We start from the raw sequence: 14,267 nt of genomic DNA, 5'->3' as shown, positions 1-14,267 counted from the left end.
GGGCAGGGCGGGTCCGCCAGGTGTCGAGGCGGGTCTGCCTCTACAGAGTAGGCGATGCGGCGAGTCGCCAATCGGCGAAGTCGAAACCTGGCGACACGAAGCACGACACCAGCACCTCGTCGGCGTCGAGCGGCCGCGCGGCCTGCCAGACACCGGCGGGCACGAGCACCTGCGCCGCGTCGTCGGGTCCGAGCACCACCGGGGTCGCCACCCCCGGCTCCGCGCCGTCGCCACCGAGACTCAGTTCGAGCCGCCCCGGGCCGTGCCACAGCCACAGCTCGTCGCTGGTCACGACGTGCCACTCACTCCGTTCCGACGGCAGCAGCAGGTAGTGGATGCAGGTGGCCGCCGGGCGCGGACCGTTCGGCGTCTCGACGGGAAGCGGGCTCGTCCAGGTGCGACGGAACCAGCCGCCCTCGGGGTGCGGGGCGAGGTCGAGCCGTTCGGCGGTCGCGGGGCGCTGTGTCATGCGGGTGCTCCGGTTTCGGGGAAGGAGTCGACGGCGTAGCGGACCTCGCCGGAGATGATGGTGGCGGCCGTGCGGCCCGCCCCGTGCTCGACGAGTTCGACCACGGCATCGGGGCCTGACGGGACGTCGAAGAACGTGAGGTCGGCGAGTGCCCCCACCGCGAGGTACCCGGTGCGGTCGGGACCGACGTCGATGCCCATGGCGTGCGCCCCTCCGAGGGTGGCCGCACCCAGCAGGCGGGCGTGCAGGTCGCGGTCGGTGTACCCCTGCGAGCGGGCGATGCGCGCGAGCTCGGCCACATCGGCCAGCACATCGAGCGAGGGGCTCGACGACAACGAGTCGGTGCCGACGGCGATCGGGCTGCCCTCGCGCAGGTACGCGGCGATCGGGGGTTCCTCGAGCCCGATGACGGCGTTCGATCGCGGGCACAGCGCCACGGTGGTGCGGCGCTCCCGGAGGATGGCACGGTCCCTGGCGCTCATGTACACCCCGTGCGCGATGTGGCAGTCCGGTCCGAGCACGCCGAGCTGATCGACGAACTCGGTGGCGCTGGTGCCGAATCCGGCCTTGCGCAGCTCCTGGAAGCTCGCGAGCCCCGCCGTGTGCCAGGCCTGCGGGTGCTCGTGCGCGAACTCGCTCTCGAAAGCAGCCTCGCCGAGGTGGATGTGGATGCGTCCGCCGCGCTCGCGCACGATGTCGGGGATCTCCAGCAGCGGCTCGATGTCGAGCGAGTAGGGAGCGTGGGGTGAGAGGCCCGTCCCCGGCGGCGTCGGCAGCGCGTCGAGCGCCTGCTCCACCTGCTCGCGCCCGGTGCGAGCCCAGTCGGCGTTGGTCCAGCTCATCACCTCCCAGTAGGTGATGCCGTGCAGGCGGGCGTCGTGCAATGCGGTCGCTGCCGCCCTGTCGGTCACGACATCCGCAACGGCCGTCGTGCCGAAACGCAGTGCCTGTGCGGCACCGTAGGCCGCGTCCGCCGCCCAGTCGCGCCCACCTTCGTAGACCGGATCGAACGCGCGCACCCAGTCGTCGAAGCCGTCGTACTGCCCGCGCCCGACCGAGGCCATGCCCGTGTACTGCAGGTGGGTGTGCGCGTTCACGAGACCGGGGGTGAGCACGCCGTGCCAGTGCACCTCCTCCGCCTCGATCCCGCGTTCCGAGAGCGACCGCAGCACCCACTCGCGTTCGCCCACGTGCATGATCCGTCCGTCGCGCACGGCGACCGCACCGTCGACGATCGGCGGGGCGGTGATCGGCACGACGAGCCCCGCGGAGTAGACGGTCACGGCGGTCATGCGGACTCTCCTCGGAAACGCGGCGAGCGCCATTCGCGCAGCGCGTCGATCTGGGCGGCGCTGCGCTGGTCGATGCGCTCTCCGCGCAGGGCGAGAGCGGCCGTGCCGATGGCGGTGTCGGCCTCGGCGGGAAGGGCATGCACTCCGACGGGCAGCGCGAGCGAGAGCAGGTGCTCGACGGCGTACAACTGCACGGCGAACGACAGATCCATGATCTCGATCGGGTTGCCCTCGCCGGCTGCGAGGTTCACGCATCCGGCCCTCGCGATCACGAGCGCGCCGTCTCCCGCACGCTCGACGAACGGCGATCTCTGCCCGTCCGCTCCCGCGTACGACTGCAGCGTCGACACATCGAGGTCGACCTCGTGCGGAACACCGCCGGCGACCGCGACGATCGCCGCCGTGCGCAGCACCTCGGCATCGACCGTGTGCGGCGCACCGGTGGCCGAGACGACGAGCGCTCCGGGGGCGAGGTCGTGCAGACGCCCGATGCGGTAGCCGTCGTGCGTGGCGCGAAGTGCGCGCACCGGGTCGGTCTCGGTGACGCCGACCTGCACGCCCAGCGCCCGCAGGTGGGCGGCGACGCCCTCTCCTACGGGCCCGTAGCCCACGACCACGGCCGGCTGGTCGCGAAGGTCGATGCCGGCGTCGTCCAGGGCATCGGCGATCGCGAACACGCAGGACTGCCCGGTGCCGTAGCGGTTGTCGAAAGAGGTCTTGGTGAGGGCGTCGTTCACCGCGATGACCGGGATCTCGAGCACTCCTTCGCGCTCCATGAGCCGCAGGGGCGTGAGTCCGCTCGTGGTCTCCTCGGCCGCCCCACGCAGCGCGGCCGCGATCCCCTCCTCGTGCGCGAGACGGATCAGGTGCGAGCCGTCGTCGAGCAGCAGGTCGAAGCCGCGGCGCAGGAAGGCCACGGCGGCGGCGCGCTCCGCAGCTGCCGACAGGGCCGGGTCACCGTCGACGGGGATTCCGCGGGATCGCAGCACCTGGGCGACCTCGACGTCGATCTCATCCGGGTGGGCGTAGACGGCGACCGTCGCTCCGGCATCCCGCAGCAGCAGGGCGAGCTGGGCGGTCTTCGGCTCCAGCACCATCGCGATGCCGATCCGCACACCCTTCACCGTGCCGGCCTCGCGCAGGCGTCGCGCGCGATCGGTGGCGACGGGCATGTGACGTCCGGCCGCATCGACACGGTCGGGAGCCGTCTCACGCGCAGGGAGAGCCTTGCCGTCGAGCAGGATCTCGGGCGTCGCACCGGGTGCGAAGACGACTCCGTGGCCGACCGTGCCAGCGTCGCCGAGATGCGCGCCGAACGCGGGGAGCAGTCGACGCAGCTCGTCGGCCACACCATCCGTCCCGACGACGGAGAAATCCCGACCGGCCACGAGCAGGTTGGTCTCGCGGGCGAAGCGCCGCACCAGACGCTGGGCTGTCGCGGTCTCGTCGGTCACCAGTCAAGGGTAGAGCCCGCCGGGTGTGCCGACTGCCAGAGCGGAGGCTGTCGCACCCGAATGTGTCGGTGCATGTCGGCGACCCTGGATTCCCCGGCGCGGTTCGCCTTTCATGGAGCCCATGACCCGTCAGATCCGCTTCAACGCCTTCGACATGAACTGCGTCGCCCACCAGTCGTCCGGGCTGTGGCGCCACCCCGACGACCGGTCGCGGCAGTACAACACCATCTCGTACTGGACCGACCTGGCGAAGCTGCTGGAGAGTGCGACCTTCGACGGCATCTTCATCGCCGACGTGCTCGGCACCTACGACGTGTACGGCGGCACGAACGAGGCCGCCATCCGCAACGGCGCCCAGGTGCCGGTGAACGACCCGATCCTCCTGGTCAGCGCGATGGCCGCGGTGACCGAGAACCTCGGCTTCGGCATCACGGCCGGCACCGCGTTCGAGCATCCCTACCCGTTCGCTCGACGACTCAGCACGCTCGACCACCTCACGCAGGGCCGCGTCGGCTGGAACGTCGTGACCGGTTACCTGCCCAGCGCCGCACGGAACATGGGCCAGGAGGACCAGCTCGCCCACGACGACCGCTACGACCACGCGGACGAGTACGTCGAGGTGCTCTACAAGCTCTGGGAGGGATCGTGGGAGGACGACGCGGTGGTGGAGGACCGCGAGCGCGGCATCTTCACCGACCCCGGCAAGGTGCACCCGATCGGGCATGAGGGGAAGCACTTCAGCGTTCCCGGCATCCACATCTCCGAGCCGTCACCACAGCGCACACCGGTGATCTACCAGGCCGGCGCGAGCCCGCGCGGGGTGAAGTTCGCCGCCGAGAACGCCGAGGCCATCTTCGTCGCCGCCCCCTCGAAGGAGGTGCTCGCCGGCACGGTGAAGCGCATCCGCGACGCCCTGGAAGCCGCGGGGCGCGACCGCTACGACGCCCGCATCTACACGCTGCTCACCGTGATCACCGCCGCGACGAGCGAAGAGGCCACCGCGAAGCACGCCGAGTACCTCTCCTACGCCAGCCCGGAGGGCGCACTCACCTTCATGTCGGGGTGGATGGGCGTCGACCTGTCCCAGTACGCGGAGGACGAGCCGGTCGGGAACGTCGAGTCGAACGCGATCCAGTCGGTGCTGCAGCACCTGAAGGAAGAGGCCGACCTCGGTCGCGAGTGGACGGTCGGCGACTTCGGGCGCCACAACGCGATCGGCGGCCTCGGCCCCACGATCGTCGGCTCGGGCGAGGAGATCGCCGACGAGCTGCAGTCCTGGGTCGACGAGACCGACATCGACGGCTTCAACCTCGCCTATGCGGTCACCCCCGGCACGTGGCAGGACATCATCGAGCACGTGATCCCGGTGCTGCGCGCGCGTGGCGCCTACCCCGAGGAATATGCGCCCGGCACGCTCCGCAACAAGCTCCACGGCCGCGGCGACCGCGTGCAGGACACGCACCGCGCCGCGAAGTACCGCGTCGGCTCCTTCGCGAAGGCGTAGCCCTCTCGCCTCGAATCGCGCAAACGGGTGCTGTGGACGCCGTTTCCCACCATTTGCGCGATTCGAAGGTCCCCTACACGAAGACCCGGGGAGCCAGGGTCGACAGCAGAGCGAGCTTCTCATAGCTCTCCGACCCCGGGATCGCGGTGTAGACGAGAAGGAACTGCGACTGCTCGGGATCGACGAGGCTCTGACACGTCAGCTCGAGCGGCCCGAGGTCGGGGTGAACGAAGCGCTTCGTCTCGCGGGGCCGGAGGCCGACCTCATGACGGTCCCAGATCTCGCGGAACTCCGCGCTGTGCTCCTGCAGCGCGTCGGCCATGCGGGCAGCGCGCGATGAGGGGCCCCGCCGGGCGATGACCTCCCGCAGACCAGACACCCACAGCCGCGACAGGAACTCGTGCTCGGCGGGGTCGTACAGGTCCCGCGTGGATGGCTCGCGGAACCAGCGATAACCGAGGCTCCGCTCCATGCCCGTGAGGTGTGCCGTGTCGCCGGTGAGCGCTACACCGAGGGGCGTCTGCCGCAGGGTCTCTCCGAGTTCGCTCACGATCTCGGCCGGAGTGTCCTGCAGCCGGTCGAGGATCCGCAGCATCCCCGGTCCGATGTGGTCGCCGACTCCGCCCCGCGCGGGCGGTTGATGTCCGGCGAGGCGGAACAGGTGGTCGCGCTCGTCGATCGTGAGGTGCAGCCCCTGGGCGATCGCGGCGAGCATCTGCTCCGAGGGCAGCGGCCCGTCACCCCGTTCGAGTCGCGCGTAGTAGTCGGCCGACATGTGGCTGAGCGCGGCCACTTCCTCGCGACGGAGCCCCTCGGTGCGCCGTCGCGCCCCCCGCGCCAGACCCACGTCCTCCGGTTGCAGATTGTCTCGCCGCAGTCGCAGGAACCCCGCGAGCGCCGTCCTGTCGATGACCATCCGGCCCTCCTCCCGACGCCCCGATCCTCGCATCCGTCCGTGCCGGTATCCACTGCATGGGGAGTCCTGGTTGCGGCGACGCCCAGCACGCACGCTGGAGGAAGACCCGAAGGAGCACATCATGAGCACGCGCATCCCCGACATCCGCATCCCCTCTCTCGCCGGCCGCCGTGCGATGGTGACGGGAGGGAGCGACGGCATCGGCCTGCACATCGCCACGCGTCTCGCCCGTGCCGGAGCCGAGATCGTGCTCCCCGTGCGCAATCCGCGGAAGGGGGATGCCGCCGCCGCAACCATCAGGGACGCTGCGCCGGATGCGCAGGTGCAGACGTCGCCGCTCGACCTCTCATCGCTCGACTCTGTGGCGGAATTCGGCGAGGCGATGCGGAGGGACGGCAGCCCCGTGCATCTGCTCATCAACAACGCCGGGGTGATGACCCCGCCTGACCGTCAGACGACCGTCGACGGGTTCGAGGTGCAGTACGGGACGAACCATCTCGGGCACTTCGCCCTGGTCGCGCACCTCCTCCCCCTGCTCAGCGCCGGGCAGGCGCGCGTGACCTCCCAGGTGAGCGTGGCCGCGGCCCGCGGAACGATCGACTGGCAGGATCCGAACGGGGAGCAGTCGTACGACGGGATGCGGGCCTACCGGCAGTCGAAGATCGCGTTCGGACTCTTCGGGCTCGAACTCGACCGGCGCAGCCGAGCGCTCGGCTGGGGCATCACGTCGAACCTCTCCCACCCCGGAGTCGCCCCCACGAGCCTGCTCGCCGCCCGTCCGGAACTCGGTCGCGCCGACGACACCGTCGAGGTGAGGGTGATCCGGTGGGCGTCCCAGCGCGGGCTGATCGTCGGCACGGCCGAGAGCGCCGCGTTGCCCGCCCTGTTCGCGGCAGCGTCGTCGTCCGCTCTGCCCGGCCGCCTGTACGGCCCGCGCGGTCCTGGCCACATGGGCGGCGCTCCGGCCGAGCAGGCCCTGTACCGTCCGCTGCGGAGCACGGCGGATGCCGCGCGCAGCTGGGACCTCTCGGAGCAGCTAAGCGGCGTAACCTACCCGCGGTGACGTCTGGTCAGTCGTCGCTGCGGCTGAAGATCCCGCGCAGCACGAGGAAGACCACCACGGCCACGACCGCGACGATCCCGAGCTTGAAGATGAACGCGAGGACCGAGAACAGCGCGCTCACGATCCACCACGCGATCACGACGGCGAGGATGACGCCGAGGATGGTCCAGAGGTTCTTGGTCATGCCTCCAGCCTACGGAGTCGAAGCTGAAGGGATCTCCTCGAGCGACCGATAGACCGGGAGCCCGCGATCGAGCGCGATCTCGACGTCCTTGTCGGCGCCGGACGACTCCCCCGGCAGCCGCAGGACGGCGTCGCAGTGCTGCAGCAGTCGGTGCGCCGTCTCGTACATTACGTCACCGCCCTCGGCGTCGGCGGCATCGAGCGTGCGCAGGATCGGCAGCGCGACCCACTCGCCGATCATCGGCACGTGTCCGAGGCGGAAGATCGGACCCGAAGCCTCCTCGAGACGGGCGAGATTCCGGGAGATGAGGGCTGGATCACCGTTCGTGCCCGAGCGGTACGGGCCGGCGATCAAGATCAGGAGTGGTTTCGTCATGGGGATGACTGTAGTCTTAATCATGCACAATCGTGCAACTTCGTGAGGAAACATATGCTCGCCGCTCAGCGCAAAGACCACCTGCTCGATCTTCTCGTCCGCGACGGGAGGGTCGTCGCGAAGGCGGTGGCCGACGAACTCGGGGTGTCGGAAGATGCCATCCGCCGGGATCTCCGCGAGCTCGCCGACGAAGGGAAGCTCCAGCGCGTATACGGCGGCGCCCTGCCGAACCCCGCCCCCGAACCCCCGGTGCGCGAACGTCACGACGTCGCGACCGAGAGCAAGGAGAGGGTCGCGCGTCAGGCCGTCGCCCGCGTCCGTCCCGGAGCGACGATCGTCGTGGATGCCGGGACCACGACCCTCGCGATGGCTCGACTGCTCCCCTCCGGCGCCGGCATCACGGTCATCACCCCGAGTCCCGCCGTCGCCCTCACCGTGGCCGAGCATTCCGACGCCCGCGTGATCATGATCGGCGGGGAACTCACCCGGCACTCCCTGGTGGCCGGGGGCGGTCTCGCGATGGAGGCGATCCAGCACCTCGCCGCCGACGTGTTCTTCGTCGGCGCGACGGGCGTCGACCCCGTGCACGGGCTCACCACCGGCGAGCTCGACGATGCGGTCACGAAGCGGGCGATCGCCTCGCGATGCGCCGAGACTGTGGTGCTGGCGAGCGAGGAGAAGATCGGTGCCGCCTCGCGCTACCCGGTGCTGCCGTTCGATGCCGTCACCGCGATCATCACCGACCCGCTCGACGAGAATCCGCTGATCGGGGAGGTCATGGCGCTGGTCGGCGGTCGGGCGTGAAGGAATGCCCCTGCTCCCCGAAGCGATCGGCGAGCAGGTCGTGCAGGTGTCCTGCCGCGCCGAGAAGAGCGACGCTACGACGGGTGAGGTCGCCCAGGCGCGCGGTGAGGATGCGCTGCACCTCCCCGGTCCGACCGTGCGCGCGCACCTCATCGAGAATGCGTGAGATGGCGGGGATGCCGTAACCGCCGGAGCGAAGGGCAGCGACGACTCGCGCCTCGGTGATCGCGACCGATCCGTACGAACGGGTCGACGTGTCGCCACGAAGCGGATGCACGAGACCCGCGCGTTCCCAATGGCGCAGTGCCGAGGAGCGCACGCCGAGAGCCTGGGCGAGCTCGCCGATGGTCATCGCGTCATCGGCGGCGAACACGTCGTCGGCTTCCGCCACCGCGATGTCGAGCGCCCTGAGCGCCTCGCGCACCCGGGAACGCTCGTGGGCGAGGTCCGCATGCAGATCGTCGATCCGATCGGCGGCATCCTCGATCGAGCCGCCGATCAATACGGGCATCAACCGGCGAGCAGGCACCGGTCCGAGCGCGGCCGCCATCGCACGATAGGCCCGCAGCGCCGTGGCGTGCTGCATCCGATACCGGCGATAGCCGTTCACGCCACGCTCCGCTGCGGGGATGACGCCGAGACTCTCGAGGTCGCGCACCTGCTGCGTCGAGTATCCGACGAGCATTCCGAGCCGCATCGTCGTGAACGTCATGACTTGAGGGTTCTGCATCCGGTCCCCTGTCTTTTGCGCACCCAAGTCCACATAAGCACTTCCGCCTCACCATTGAAGGATGGAAATGCAGGAGATCATCGAAACGGTCCGTGGACTCGACGGCGTCCTCGTCGTCACACCCGAAGCCGGCAGCGACTTTCCGGAGCTGTCGTGGGGAGACACCTACCTCTACTACGCCCCCGATGGGCGGATGCCGGAGCGCACCCAGCCGTACGGCACGATCATCACGAAGGACTACCCCGATGACACCTCGTCCGCCCTGGATACTCCGGGGCGCTTCCGGGTGAACATCCACATCGGGCGTGAAAGGACGGAGTCGATCGTGGGTGCTGACGTCGATCCGACCGCGGCCGACGTGTTCCACCGGCATCCGCTCTACGGCACTTCCGGCTGGGTGTGCGTGATCAATCCCGCGGAGCGGACGGCGGATGCGGTGCTCAGCCTTCTTCGCGAAGCGCACGAGGCAGCACGCGGCCGCACCGCGCGCCGGGCGAGGTGAGCATGACGACCCCACAGGGCATGACCGAGGCCGACCGCCGGATCGTCGCGGTGTGGGCGGCTGACTGCGCGGAACGCGTACTGCCCTTGTTCGAGGCCGAGGCACCCGATGACGCTCGGGCTCGTGACGCCATCGCCAGGGCACGAGCATTCGCGCGGGGCGAGCTCACGGCTGCGGGCGAGATCCGACGACGCTTCGTCGCTGGACGCGCCGCCCACAGCGCCACCTCCCCCGCCGGCGTCGCCGCGGCCCGTGCGGCAGCCCAGGCCGCAGGAGTCGCACACATGGGTGCTCACGCCCTCGGAGCAGCCGCATACGCCGCGAAAAGCGTCGAGCTGGCGCACCCGAACGAACCCGATGCCCGCGCCGCAGAGGTGCGCTGGCAGCTCGCGCGCCTCTCCCCCGAAGCAGCCGCGGCGCTGCGGCACCTCCCGCCGCTCGGCACCGATACAGCCGGACCCCTCGGGCCCGGGCTCCTCTCCTCCGGAGCCCTCGGCGAAGTGATCCTCGAGATCCAGGCACACCTCTCCACCTGATCCTCGACCGCTTCAGCCCGGATTCAGCGTCGACCGACCACACTGGAGGAATGCGGATCCTGGTGGTTGACGACGAGGTGCGCCTGGCCGAAGGCGTGCGCCGCGGGCTCGAGGCCGAGGGCTTCGCGGTCGACGTCGCGCACAACGGCGTCGACGGACTCTGGCGTGCACGCGAGACGCGGTACGACGCGATCGTGCTCGACCTGATGATGCCGGGCATGAGCGGATGGAAGGTCTGCGAAGCACTGCGCGCCGAGGAGAACTGGACGCCCGTGCTGATGCTCACCGCGAAGGACGGCGAGTGGGACCAGGTCGAGGCACTCGAGACCGGAGCCGACGACTACGTCACCAAGCCGTTCTCGTTCGCGATCCTCGTCGCACGGCTCCGCGCCCTCGTGCGCCGTGGAGCCGTCGCCCGCCCGGCGATCCTGGAGGCGGGCGATCTGCGGCTCGACCCTGCCGCACACCGGGTCTGGCGCGGCGAGACCCCGGTGAGCCTCACCGCTCGGGAGTTCTCCGTGCTCGAGTACCTCATGCGTCATCGCGGGCAGGTGCTGTCGAAGCGCGCCCTCATCGACGGCGTCTGGGACGACGACTTCGACGGCGACCCCAACATCGTCGAGGTCTACGTCGGGCACCTCCGCCGCAAACTCGACAAGCCGTTCGGTCGTGAGGCCATCGAGACCATCCGCGGTGCGGGCTATCGACTGGCGGCCGACGGTGGCTAACCGCAGCTGGCGCACGGTGCGCGGCAGGACCACACTCGGTGCCACCGTCGTCGTCGCCGTCGCCCTGCTGATCGGAGCCTTCTCGTTCTACGGTGTGCTGAGCGCGAGCATCCACAGCAGCACCGAGCGCGCTGCGGAACAGCGGCTCAGCGAGCTCGCCGAACGTGCCGGCGGGCCGGGCGGCAAGGGGGTGGACGCTCTCGAAGACGAGATCCTGCAGATCCTCGGTCCGGACGGCTCGGTACGTGCCGCGAGCGAGGAGGCTCGCGACAAACTGGGTTCGACCCCGCTCCCCGCCGACGACGACCCGCAGACGACCACCGTCGACGGCGACACCGTCCTGGTGGTCTCGGAAGACATCGACGGCGATCAGACGCTCGTGCTCGCGGTCTCGATGGACGACGACGCAGAGACCCTGGCGACGGTCGCGACGTTGCTCGCCATCGCGGTCCCGCTGCTGCTGCTGCTCGTGGCCGTGACCACCTGGCTGGTCGTGGGTCGCGCGCTGCGTCCGGTGGAACGCATCCGCGAAGAGGTCGACGGCATCACTGCCGAACGCCTGCACCAGCGGGTGCCGGTGCCCGAGACGGCGGATGAGATCGCTGCCCTCGCGACCACCATGAACGGCATGCTCAACCGCCTCGATGCCGCAGCCACCGCTCAGCGACGCTTCGTGTCCGACGCCTCGCACGAGCTGCGCTCTCCCCTTGCGACCATCCGTCAGCACGCAGAGCTCGCCCAGGCCCACCCCGAGGTCACCAGCATCGGCGAGCTCGCAGAGGTCGTCTCGGAAGAGGGGCTCCGACTGCAGGGCATCGTCGAATCGCTGCTGCTTCTCGCCCGCCTCGACGAGGGTGCGAGCACGCTCGACGAGGCGGTCGACCTCGACGACATCGCGCTCGGCGAGGTGCGCCGACTCCGCGCGGCGGGGCTCGACGTCGACGGTACCGGCATCCATGCCGCACGGGTGCACGGCGACCCGCGCCTGCTCGGCCAGCTGGTGCGCAACCTCGCAGACAATGCCGCCCGCCACAGTCGAGGTCGGGTGGCGATCGCGGTGATCCCCTCGGACGGATACGTGTTCGTGACGGTGGAAGACGACGGAGCCGGGGTTCTCGCCGAGGAGCGGGAGCGGATCTTCGAGCGCTTCGTCCGGCTCGACGAGGCCCGCAGCCGTGACGCCGGAGGCAGCGGCCTCGGCCTCGCGATCGCCCGAGGAATCGCCGGCTCCGCCCGCGGCACCCTCGTGGTCGACGACTCCCGCTGGGGCGGCGCACGCTTCGTCCTCACCCTGCCCCTCGCCGGCTGAAAGCCTGGAGTATCGGTTCCTGAAGACGTTTTCAGGACGCTTCAGGGAGGCTTCAGCGCCGGCGCGGGACCATCGAGATATGGACGACAAGACACCCACTCCCGACCAGACGCCCGAGAGCACCCCGGACGCGCAGACACTGCCGGTGGCCCCGGCTCCGGGTTCCGCGCCCCAGGCGCCTGACGCCACCGCGTACCCGACCGCTCCGGCGGCGGCTCCTGCCGCACCGGCCGAGCCGAAGCCCGGACGCAAGCGCGCTCTCCTCATCGGAGGCGGCATCGCGGCGGCCGTGGTCCTCGCAGGTGGCGGCATCGCCGTAGGTGCGGCGATCGGCGACGAGTTCGGCGACGACGATCGATCCTCGATCTCCGACGGCCCCCGCCATGACGACGCGGACGACCACGGTCAGCGAGGAGACGACCGCGGCGACGACCGCGGGAACGCCCCCTCGAACGATCGAGGCCCCGTGACCGGCATCGGCAGCGCATCGGCCGACGAGCTGATCAAGATCGCGGCCGCCGCACGCGGGGTCGCCGACGGCGAGGTGACCTCGATCGACGCCAAGCGCGACGGCACGTGGGAGGTGCAGCTGACCACGACCTCCGGCGACGAGACCGAGGTACGCGTCGACAGCAGCCTGGCGGCATCCGTCATCTCGACCGATGTGGCCGACGGCGACGACACGGGTCCCGCACTCGCTCTCGACGACCAGACGATCCGCGCACTGGTCTCCGCCGCACTCGCCGAGGCCGAGGGCATGATCACCGACCTCGACGTGGACGGCGACGACGTGAGCCCCTATGACGCGTCGGTCCTCACGACCGACAACCGCTCGGTGGACATCGACTTCAACGCCGACTTCGCGGTCGTCGGAACCGATATCGACTGAGCCGGCCGGGCCGGGCCGATGAACAGCACCCTCGTTTCGCCGGGGGTGCTGTCGCCGTTCAGATCGTGGCTGTCCGCACCGCGGCGAGCGCGCACGCCCCCACCTCGAAGGCGATTAGCATTCAAGGATGACGAACACCGATCCGATCGACGACATCTCCATCGGCGGTGAGGTGATCCGCCTCGGACAGTTCCTGAAGTTCGCCGGCCTCCTCGACTCGGGCGGCGACGCCAAAGAGGTCATCATCGACGGATACGTGACCGTCAACGACGAGGTGGATCGGCGGCGAGGACGCCAGCTGCGCGACGGCGATCTGGTGTCGTTCGAGGGCCGCACGGTCCGCGTCCGTCCCTGACCGCAGCGGGGCACGGCTGGACCCGAAAGACCGACCGCACCCCACCTGCACGGACTAGTCGACGACGGTGTCGGTGTCGACGATCTGCGAAGACGGCCCGTACATCGTCTGATACACATACGCCTTCGTCGGGAGCTTCGTGCCCGCGGGGACATTGCCGATCTTCGCGTCGATCACGATGGTTCCGGTCTCACCGGGGTCGAGCTCATCGAACGCGACGAACACATGCGTGTTGCTGAGGATCGGCGTGCCGCTGGTGGACTCCGCCGCGGTCGCCGTCACACCTTTGATGCTCGGAACGGCCATGCTGATACCCCGAGCGAACGTCGACGTGTTCGTCGCCGAGACCGTGATGCTGATCGTTTCGCCGGCACGGACCGTATCGACGTTGTCGTCGAGCGTGACCGCGGCGGGTGAGCCGAAGGTCTGGTCGTTCGACATGCCGCCGATCGAGCCGTCAGGCCCTCGGAGCCAGCCGACACCGGCTTGGCCACCCAGTCTCGGGTCGGCGCTCGGCGCGAAGGGGTGGTTCATCTCACCGAGGTGATCGACCTGTGCGCCATCCGCGGCGCTGGCGGCCGGGGCGCCGATGAACGCGACACCCGCGGCCATGACGGCGGTGACGCCCGCCGCGACGATTCGACTCTTCAACTTCATGATTTCCTCCAGACAGTGCGGTACGACCACGATCTGGGCCGCTGTCATCTAACATTTCACTCTTAACGGAGTCGGGAGGCGCTGAGGCTGTAAGTATGCCGATAGATCGGAATGTGTGGGGTTACCCCCTGCAGAGGACCTGGAACCCTGGAATCCGTTCGAAAGGAACTCCATGCGCAAGGCCAACCGCCTGCGTGGACAGATCGCGTTGTCCATGGCCCTCACGCTCGCCGCGCTCACCGGGTGCACCGGGTCCGACGGCGCGAGCAGACCTCCCACACCCAGCACGCCGCCGACCGCGACAGCATCCACCTCGATCGACCTGTCTGCGTCGCTGCAGCGCCTGGAAAAGGACTACTCCGCCCGAATCGGCGTCAGCGCCGTGGACACCGGAACAGGGGAGACCATCTCGTACCGGGCGGATGAGAGATTCGGCTACGCCTCCACCCTCAAAGTCTTCGTCGCCGCGGGATTCCTCTCCGGCGTCCCCGCGAAGGAGC

The 14,267-nt window shown here is 69.7% G+C and carries 17 protein-coding genes and 1 pseudogene; 10 read left to right on the top strand and 8 right to left on the bottom strand.

The window, feature by feature from the left end; translation table 11 throughout:
• Nucleotides 1-40: 40 nt before the first annotated feature.
• Genes MOX01_RS02090 through MOX01_RS02080 form a run of 3 tightly spaced genes read right to left on the bottom strand, consistent with a single transcriptional unit; the run spans nt 41 to nt 3,215 of the window.
• Complete coding sequence (locus MOX01_RS02090) at nt 41-469, bottom strand: cupin domain-containing protein (protein ID WP_046748566.1); 429 nt, start codon at nt 467-469, stop codon at nt 41-43.
• Entirely contained in the window at nt 466-1,761 is a 1,296-nt protein-coding gene (locus tag MOX01_RS02085) for an amidohydrolase family protein (RefSeq protein WP_141368188.1), read from the bottom strand. The genes MOX01_RS02090 and MOX01_RS02085 overlap by 4 nt, the downstream gene beginning before the upstream one ends.
• Nucleotides 1,758-3,215: an adenosylhomocysteinase gene (locus MOX01_RS02080; RefSeq protein ID WP_211368690.1), complete on the bottom strand. Its 1,458-nt coding sequence runs from the start codon at nt 3,213-3,215 to the stop codon at nt 1,758-1,760. The genes MOX01_RS02085 and MOX01_RS02080 overlap by 4 nt, the downstream gene beginning before the upstream one ends.
• A 121-nt stretch (nt 3,216-3,336) precedes the next feature.
• Here MOX01_RS02080 and MOX01_RS02075 point away from each other — a divergent pair, with 121 nt between their 5' ends.
• Nucleotides 3,337-4,719 (top strand): LLM class flavin-dependent oxidoreductase, encoded by a 1,383-nt coding sequence (locus MOX01_RS02075; RefSeq protein ID WP_141368186.1) that lies wholly within the window; start codon nt 3,337-3,339, stop codon nt 4,717-4,719.
• Between the two features lie 73 nt (nt 4,720-4,792).
• On the opposite strand, the gene MOX01_RS02070 is transcribed toward MOX01_RS02075, so the two are convergent.
• Nucleotides 4,793-5,635: a helix-turn-helix transcriptional regulator gene (locus MOX01_RS02070; protein ID WP_141368185.1), complete on the bottom strand. Its 843-nt coding sequence runs from the start codon at nt 5,633-5,635 to the stop codon at nt 4,793-4,795.
• 121 nt (nt 5,636-5,756) lie between these two features.
• On the opposite strand from MOX01_RS02070, the gene MOX01_RS02065 reads away from it, so the two are divergent.
• A complete protein-coding gene (locus MOX01_RS02065) occupies nt 5,757-6,698 on the top strand; it encodes an SDR family oxidoreductase (protein ID WP_141368184.1) in 942 nt (313 codons plus the stop codon).
• 7 nt (nt 6,699-6,705) lie between these two features.
• Here the strand turns inward: MOX01_RS02065 and MOX01_RS19040 are convergent, their stop codons facing one another.
• Nucleotides 6,706-6,882 carry a hypothetical protein gene (locus MOX01_RS19040; RefSeq protein ID WP_046748560.1) on the bottom strand — a complete coding sequence of 59 codons (177 nt, stop codon included), beginning with the start codon at nt 6,880-6,882 and terminating at the stop codon, nt 6,706-6,708.
• 9 nt (nt 6,883-6,891) lie between these two features.
• A complete protein-coding gene (locus MOX01_RS02060; protein WP_174799744.1) occupies nt 6,892-7,257 on the bottom strand; it encodes a DUF4406 domain-containing protein in 366 nt (121 codons plus the stop codon).
• A gap of 54 nt (nt 7,258-7,311) precedes the next feature.
• Here MOX01_RS02060 and MOX01_RS02055 point away from each other — a divergent pair, with 54 nt between their 5' ends.
• Nucleotides 7,312-8,061 carry a DeoR/GlpR family DNA-binding transcription regulator gene (locus MOX01_RS02055; protein WP_141368183.1) on the top strand — a complete coding sequence of 250 codons (750 nt, stop codon included), beginning with the start codon at nt 7,312-7,314 and terminating at the stop codon, nt 8,059-8,061.
• Here MOX01_RS02055 and MOX01_RS02050 read toward each other — a convergent pair.
• Nucleotides 8,033-8,773 carry a MerR family transcriptional regulator gene (locus tag MOX01_RS02050; protein WP_141368182.1) on the bottom strand — a complete coding sequence of 247 codons (741 nt, stop codon included), beginning with the start codon at nt 8,771-8,773 and terminating at the stop codon, nt 8,033-8,035. The genes MOX01_RS02055 and MOX01_RS02050 overlap by 29 nt on opposite strands.
• Nucleotides 8,774-8,852: 79 nt before the next feature.
• Here MOX01_RS02050 and MOX01_RS02045 point away from each other — a divergent pair, with 79 nt between their 5' ends.
• The 6 genes from MOX01_RS02045 (at nt 8,853) to MOX01_RS02020 (ending at nt 13,110) form a co-directional block, all read left to right on the top strand.
• Nucleotides 8,853-9,293, top strand: a complete 441-nt coding sequence (locus MOX01_RS02045) for a DUF6194 family protein (RefSeq protein WP_141368181.1) — start codon at nt 8,853-8,855, stop codon at nt 9,291-9,293.
• A 2-nt stretch (nt 9,294-9,295) separates the two neighbouring features.
• Complete coding sequence (locus MOX01_RS02040; protein WP_058631951.1) at nt 9,296-9,829, top strand: putative immunity protein; 534 nt, start codon at nt 9,296-9,298, stop codon at nt 9,827-9,829.
• Nucleotides 9,830-9,879: 50 nt separating this feature from the next.
• Entirely contained in the window at nt 9,880-10,557 is a 678-nt protein-coding gene (locus MOX01_RS02035) for a response regulator transcription factor (RefSeq protein WP_141368180.1), read from the top strand.
• The gene (locus MOX01_RS02030; RefSeq protein ID WP_170224086.1) at nt 10,550-11,866 is read left to right on the top strand and encodes a sensor histidine kinase; all 1,317 of its coding nucleotides are present in this window, start codon (nt 10,550-10,552) and stop codon (nt 11,864-11,866) included. The genes MOX01_RS02035 and MOX01_RS02030 overlap by 8 nt, the downstream gene beginning before the upstream one ends.
• A 79-nt stretch (nt 11,867-11,945) precedes the next feature.
• Nucleotides 11,946-12,755, top strand: coding sequence for a hypothetical protein (locus MOX01_RS02025; RefSeq protein ID WP_141368179.1), 810 nt, complete (start codon nt 11,946-11,948; stop codon nt 12,753-12,755).
• Nucleotides 12,756-12,882: 127 nt separating this feature from the next.
• Entirely contained in the window at nt 12,883-13,110 is a 228-nt protein-coding gene (locus MOX01_RS02020) for an RNA-binding S4 domain-containing protein (RefSeq protein ID WP_141368178.1), read from the top strand.
• Nucleotides 13,111-13,164: 54 nt separating this feature from the next.
• On the opposite strand, the gene MOX01_RS02015 is transcribed toward MOX01_RS02020, so the two are convergent.
• Nucleotides 13,165-13,767: a hypothetical protein gene (locus MOX01_RS02015; RefSeq protein WP_141368177.1), complete on the bottom strand. Its 603-nt coding sequence runs from the start codon at nt 13,765-13,767 to the stop codon at nt 13,165-13,167.
• Between the two features lie 172 nt (nt 13,768-13,939).
• On the opposite strand from MOX01_RS02015, the pseudogene MOX01_RS02010 reads away from it, so the two are divergent.
• Nucleotides 13,940-14,254: pseudogene (locus MOX01_RS02010) on the top strand (serine hydrolase); the annotation flags it as partial.
• Nucleotides 14,255-14,267 lie beyond the last annotated feature (13 nt).

Source organism: Microbacterium oxydans (genome assembly GCF_006540085.1).
GTDB classification, from domain to species: domain Bacteria; phylum Actinomycetota; class Actinomycetes; order Actinomycetales; family Microbacteriaceae; genus Microbacterium; species Microbacterium oxydans.
This window is presented reverse-complemented; position numbering and strand designations above follow the sequence as displayed.

What these genes read in the sequence shown, in the direction of transcription:
- MOX01_RS02090 (WP_046748566.1), bottom strand. Translation starts at nt 469, where the DNA reads ATGACACAGCGCCCCGCGACCGCCGAACGGCTCGACCTCGCCCCGCAC.
- MOX01_RS02085 (WP_141368188.1), bottom strand. Translation starts at nt 1,761, where the DNA reads ATGACCGCCGTGACCGTCTACTCCGCGGGGCTCGTCGTGCCGATCACC.
- MOX01_RS02075 (WP_141368186.1), top strand. Translation starts at nt 3,337, where the DNA reads ATGACCCGTCAGATCCGCTTCAACGCCTTCGACATGAACTGCGTCGCC.
- MOX01_RS02070 (WP_141368185.1), bottom strand. Translation starts at nt 5,635, where the DNA reads ATGGTCATCGACAGGACGGCGCTCGCGGGGTTCCTGCGACTGCGGCGA.
- MOX01_RS02065 (WP_141368184.1), top strand. Translation starts at nt 5,757, where the DNA reads ATGAGCACGCGCATCCCCGACATCCGCATCCCCTCTCTCGCCGGCCGC.
- MOX01_RS19040 (WP_046748560.1), bottom strand. Translation starts at nt 6,882, where the DNA reads ATGACCAAGAACCTCTGGACCATCCTCGGCGTCATCCTCGCCGTCGTG.
- MOX01_RS02060 (WP_174799744.1), bottom strand. Translation starts at nt 7,257, where the DNA reads ATGACGAAACCACTCCTGATCTTGATCGCCGGCCCGTACCGCTCGGGC.
- MOX01_RS02055 (WP_141368183.1), top strand. Translation starts at nt 7,312, where the DNA reads ATGCTCGCCGCTCAGCGCAAAGACCACCTGCTCGATCTTCTCGTCCGC.
- MOX01_RS02050 (WP_141368182.1), bottom strand. Translation starts at nt 8,773, where the DNA reads ATGACGTTCACGACGATGCGGCTCGGAATGCTCGTCGGATACTCGACG.
- MOX01_RS02045 (WP_141368181.1), top strand. Translation starts at nt 8,853, where the DNA reads ATGGAAATGCAGGAGATCATCGAAACGGTCCGTGGACTCGACGGCGTC.
- MOX01_RS02040 (WP_058631951.1), top strand. Translation starts at nt 9,296, where the DNA reads ATGACGACCCCACAGGGCATGACCGAGGCCGACCGCCGGATCGTCGCG.
- MOX01_RS02035 (WP_141368180.1), top strand. Translation starts at nt 9,880, where the DNA reads ATGCGGATCCTGGTGGTTGACGACGAGGTGCGCCTGGCCGAAGGCGTG.
- MOX01_RS02025 (WP_141368179.1), top strand. Translation starts at nt 11,946, where the DNA reads ATGGACGACAAGACACCCACTCCCGACCAGACGCCCGAGAGCACCCCG.
- MOX01_RS02020 (WP_141368178.1), top strand. Translation starts at nt 12,883, where the DNA reads ATGACGAACACCGATCCGATCGACGACATCTCCATCGGCGGTGAGGTG.
- MOX01_RS02015 (WP_141368177.1), bottom strand. Translation starts at nt 13,767, where the DNA reads ATGAAGTTGAAGAGTCGAATCGTCGCGGCGGGCGTCACCGCCGTCATG.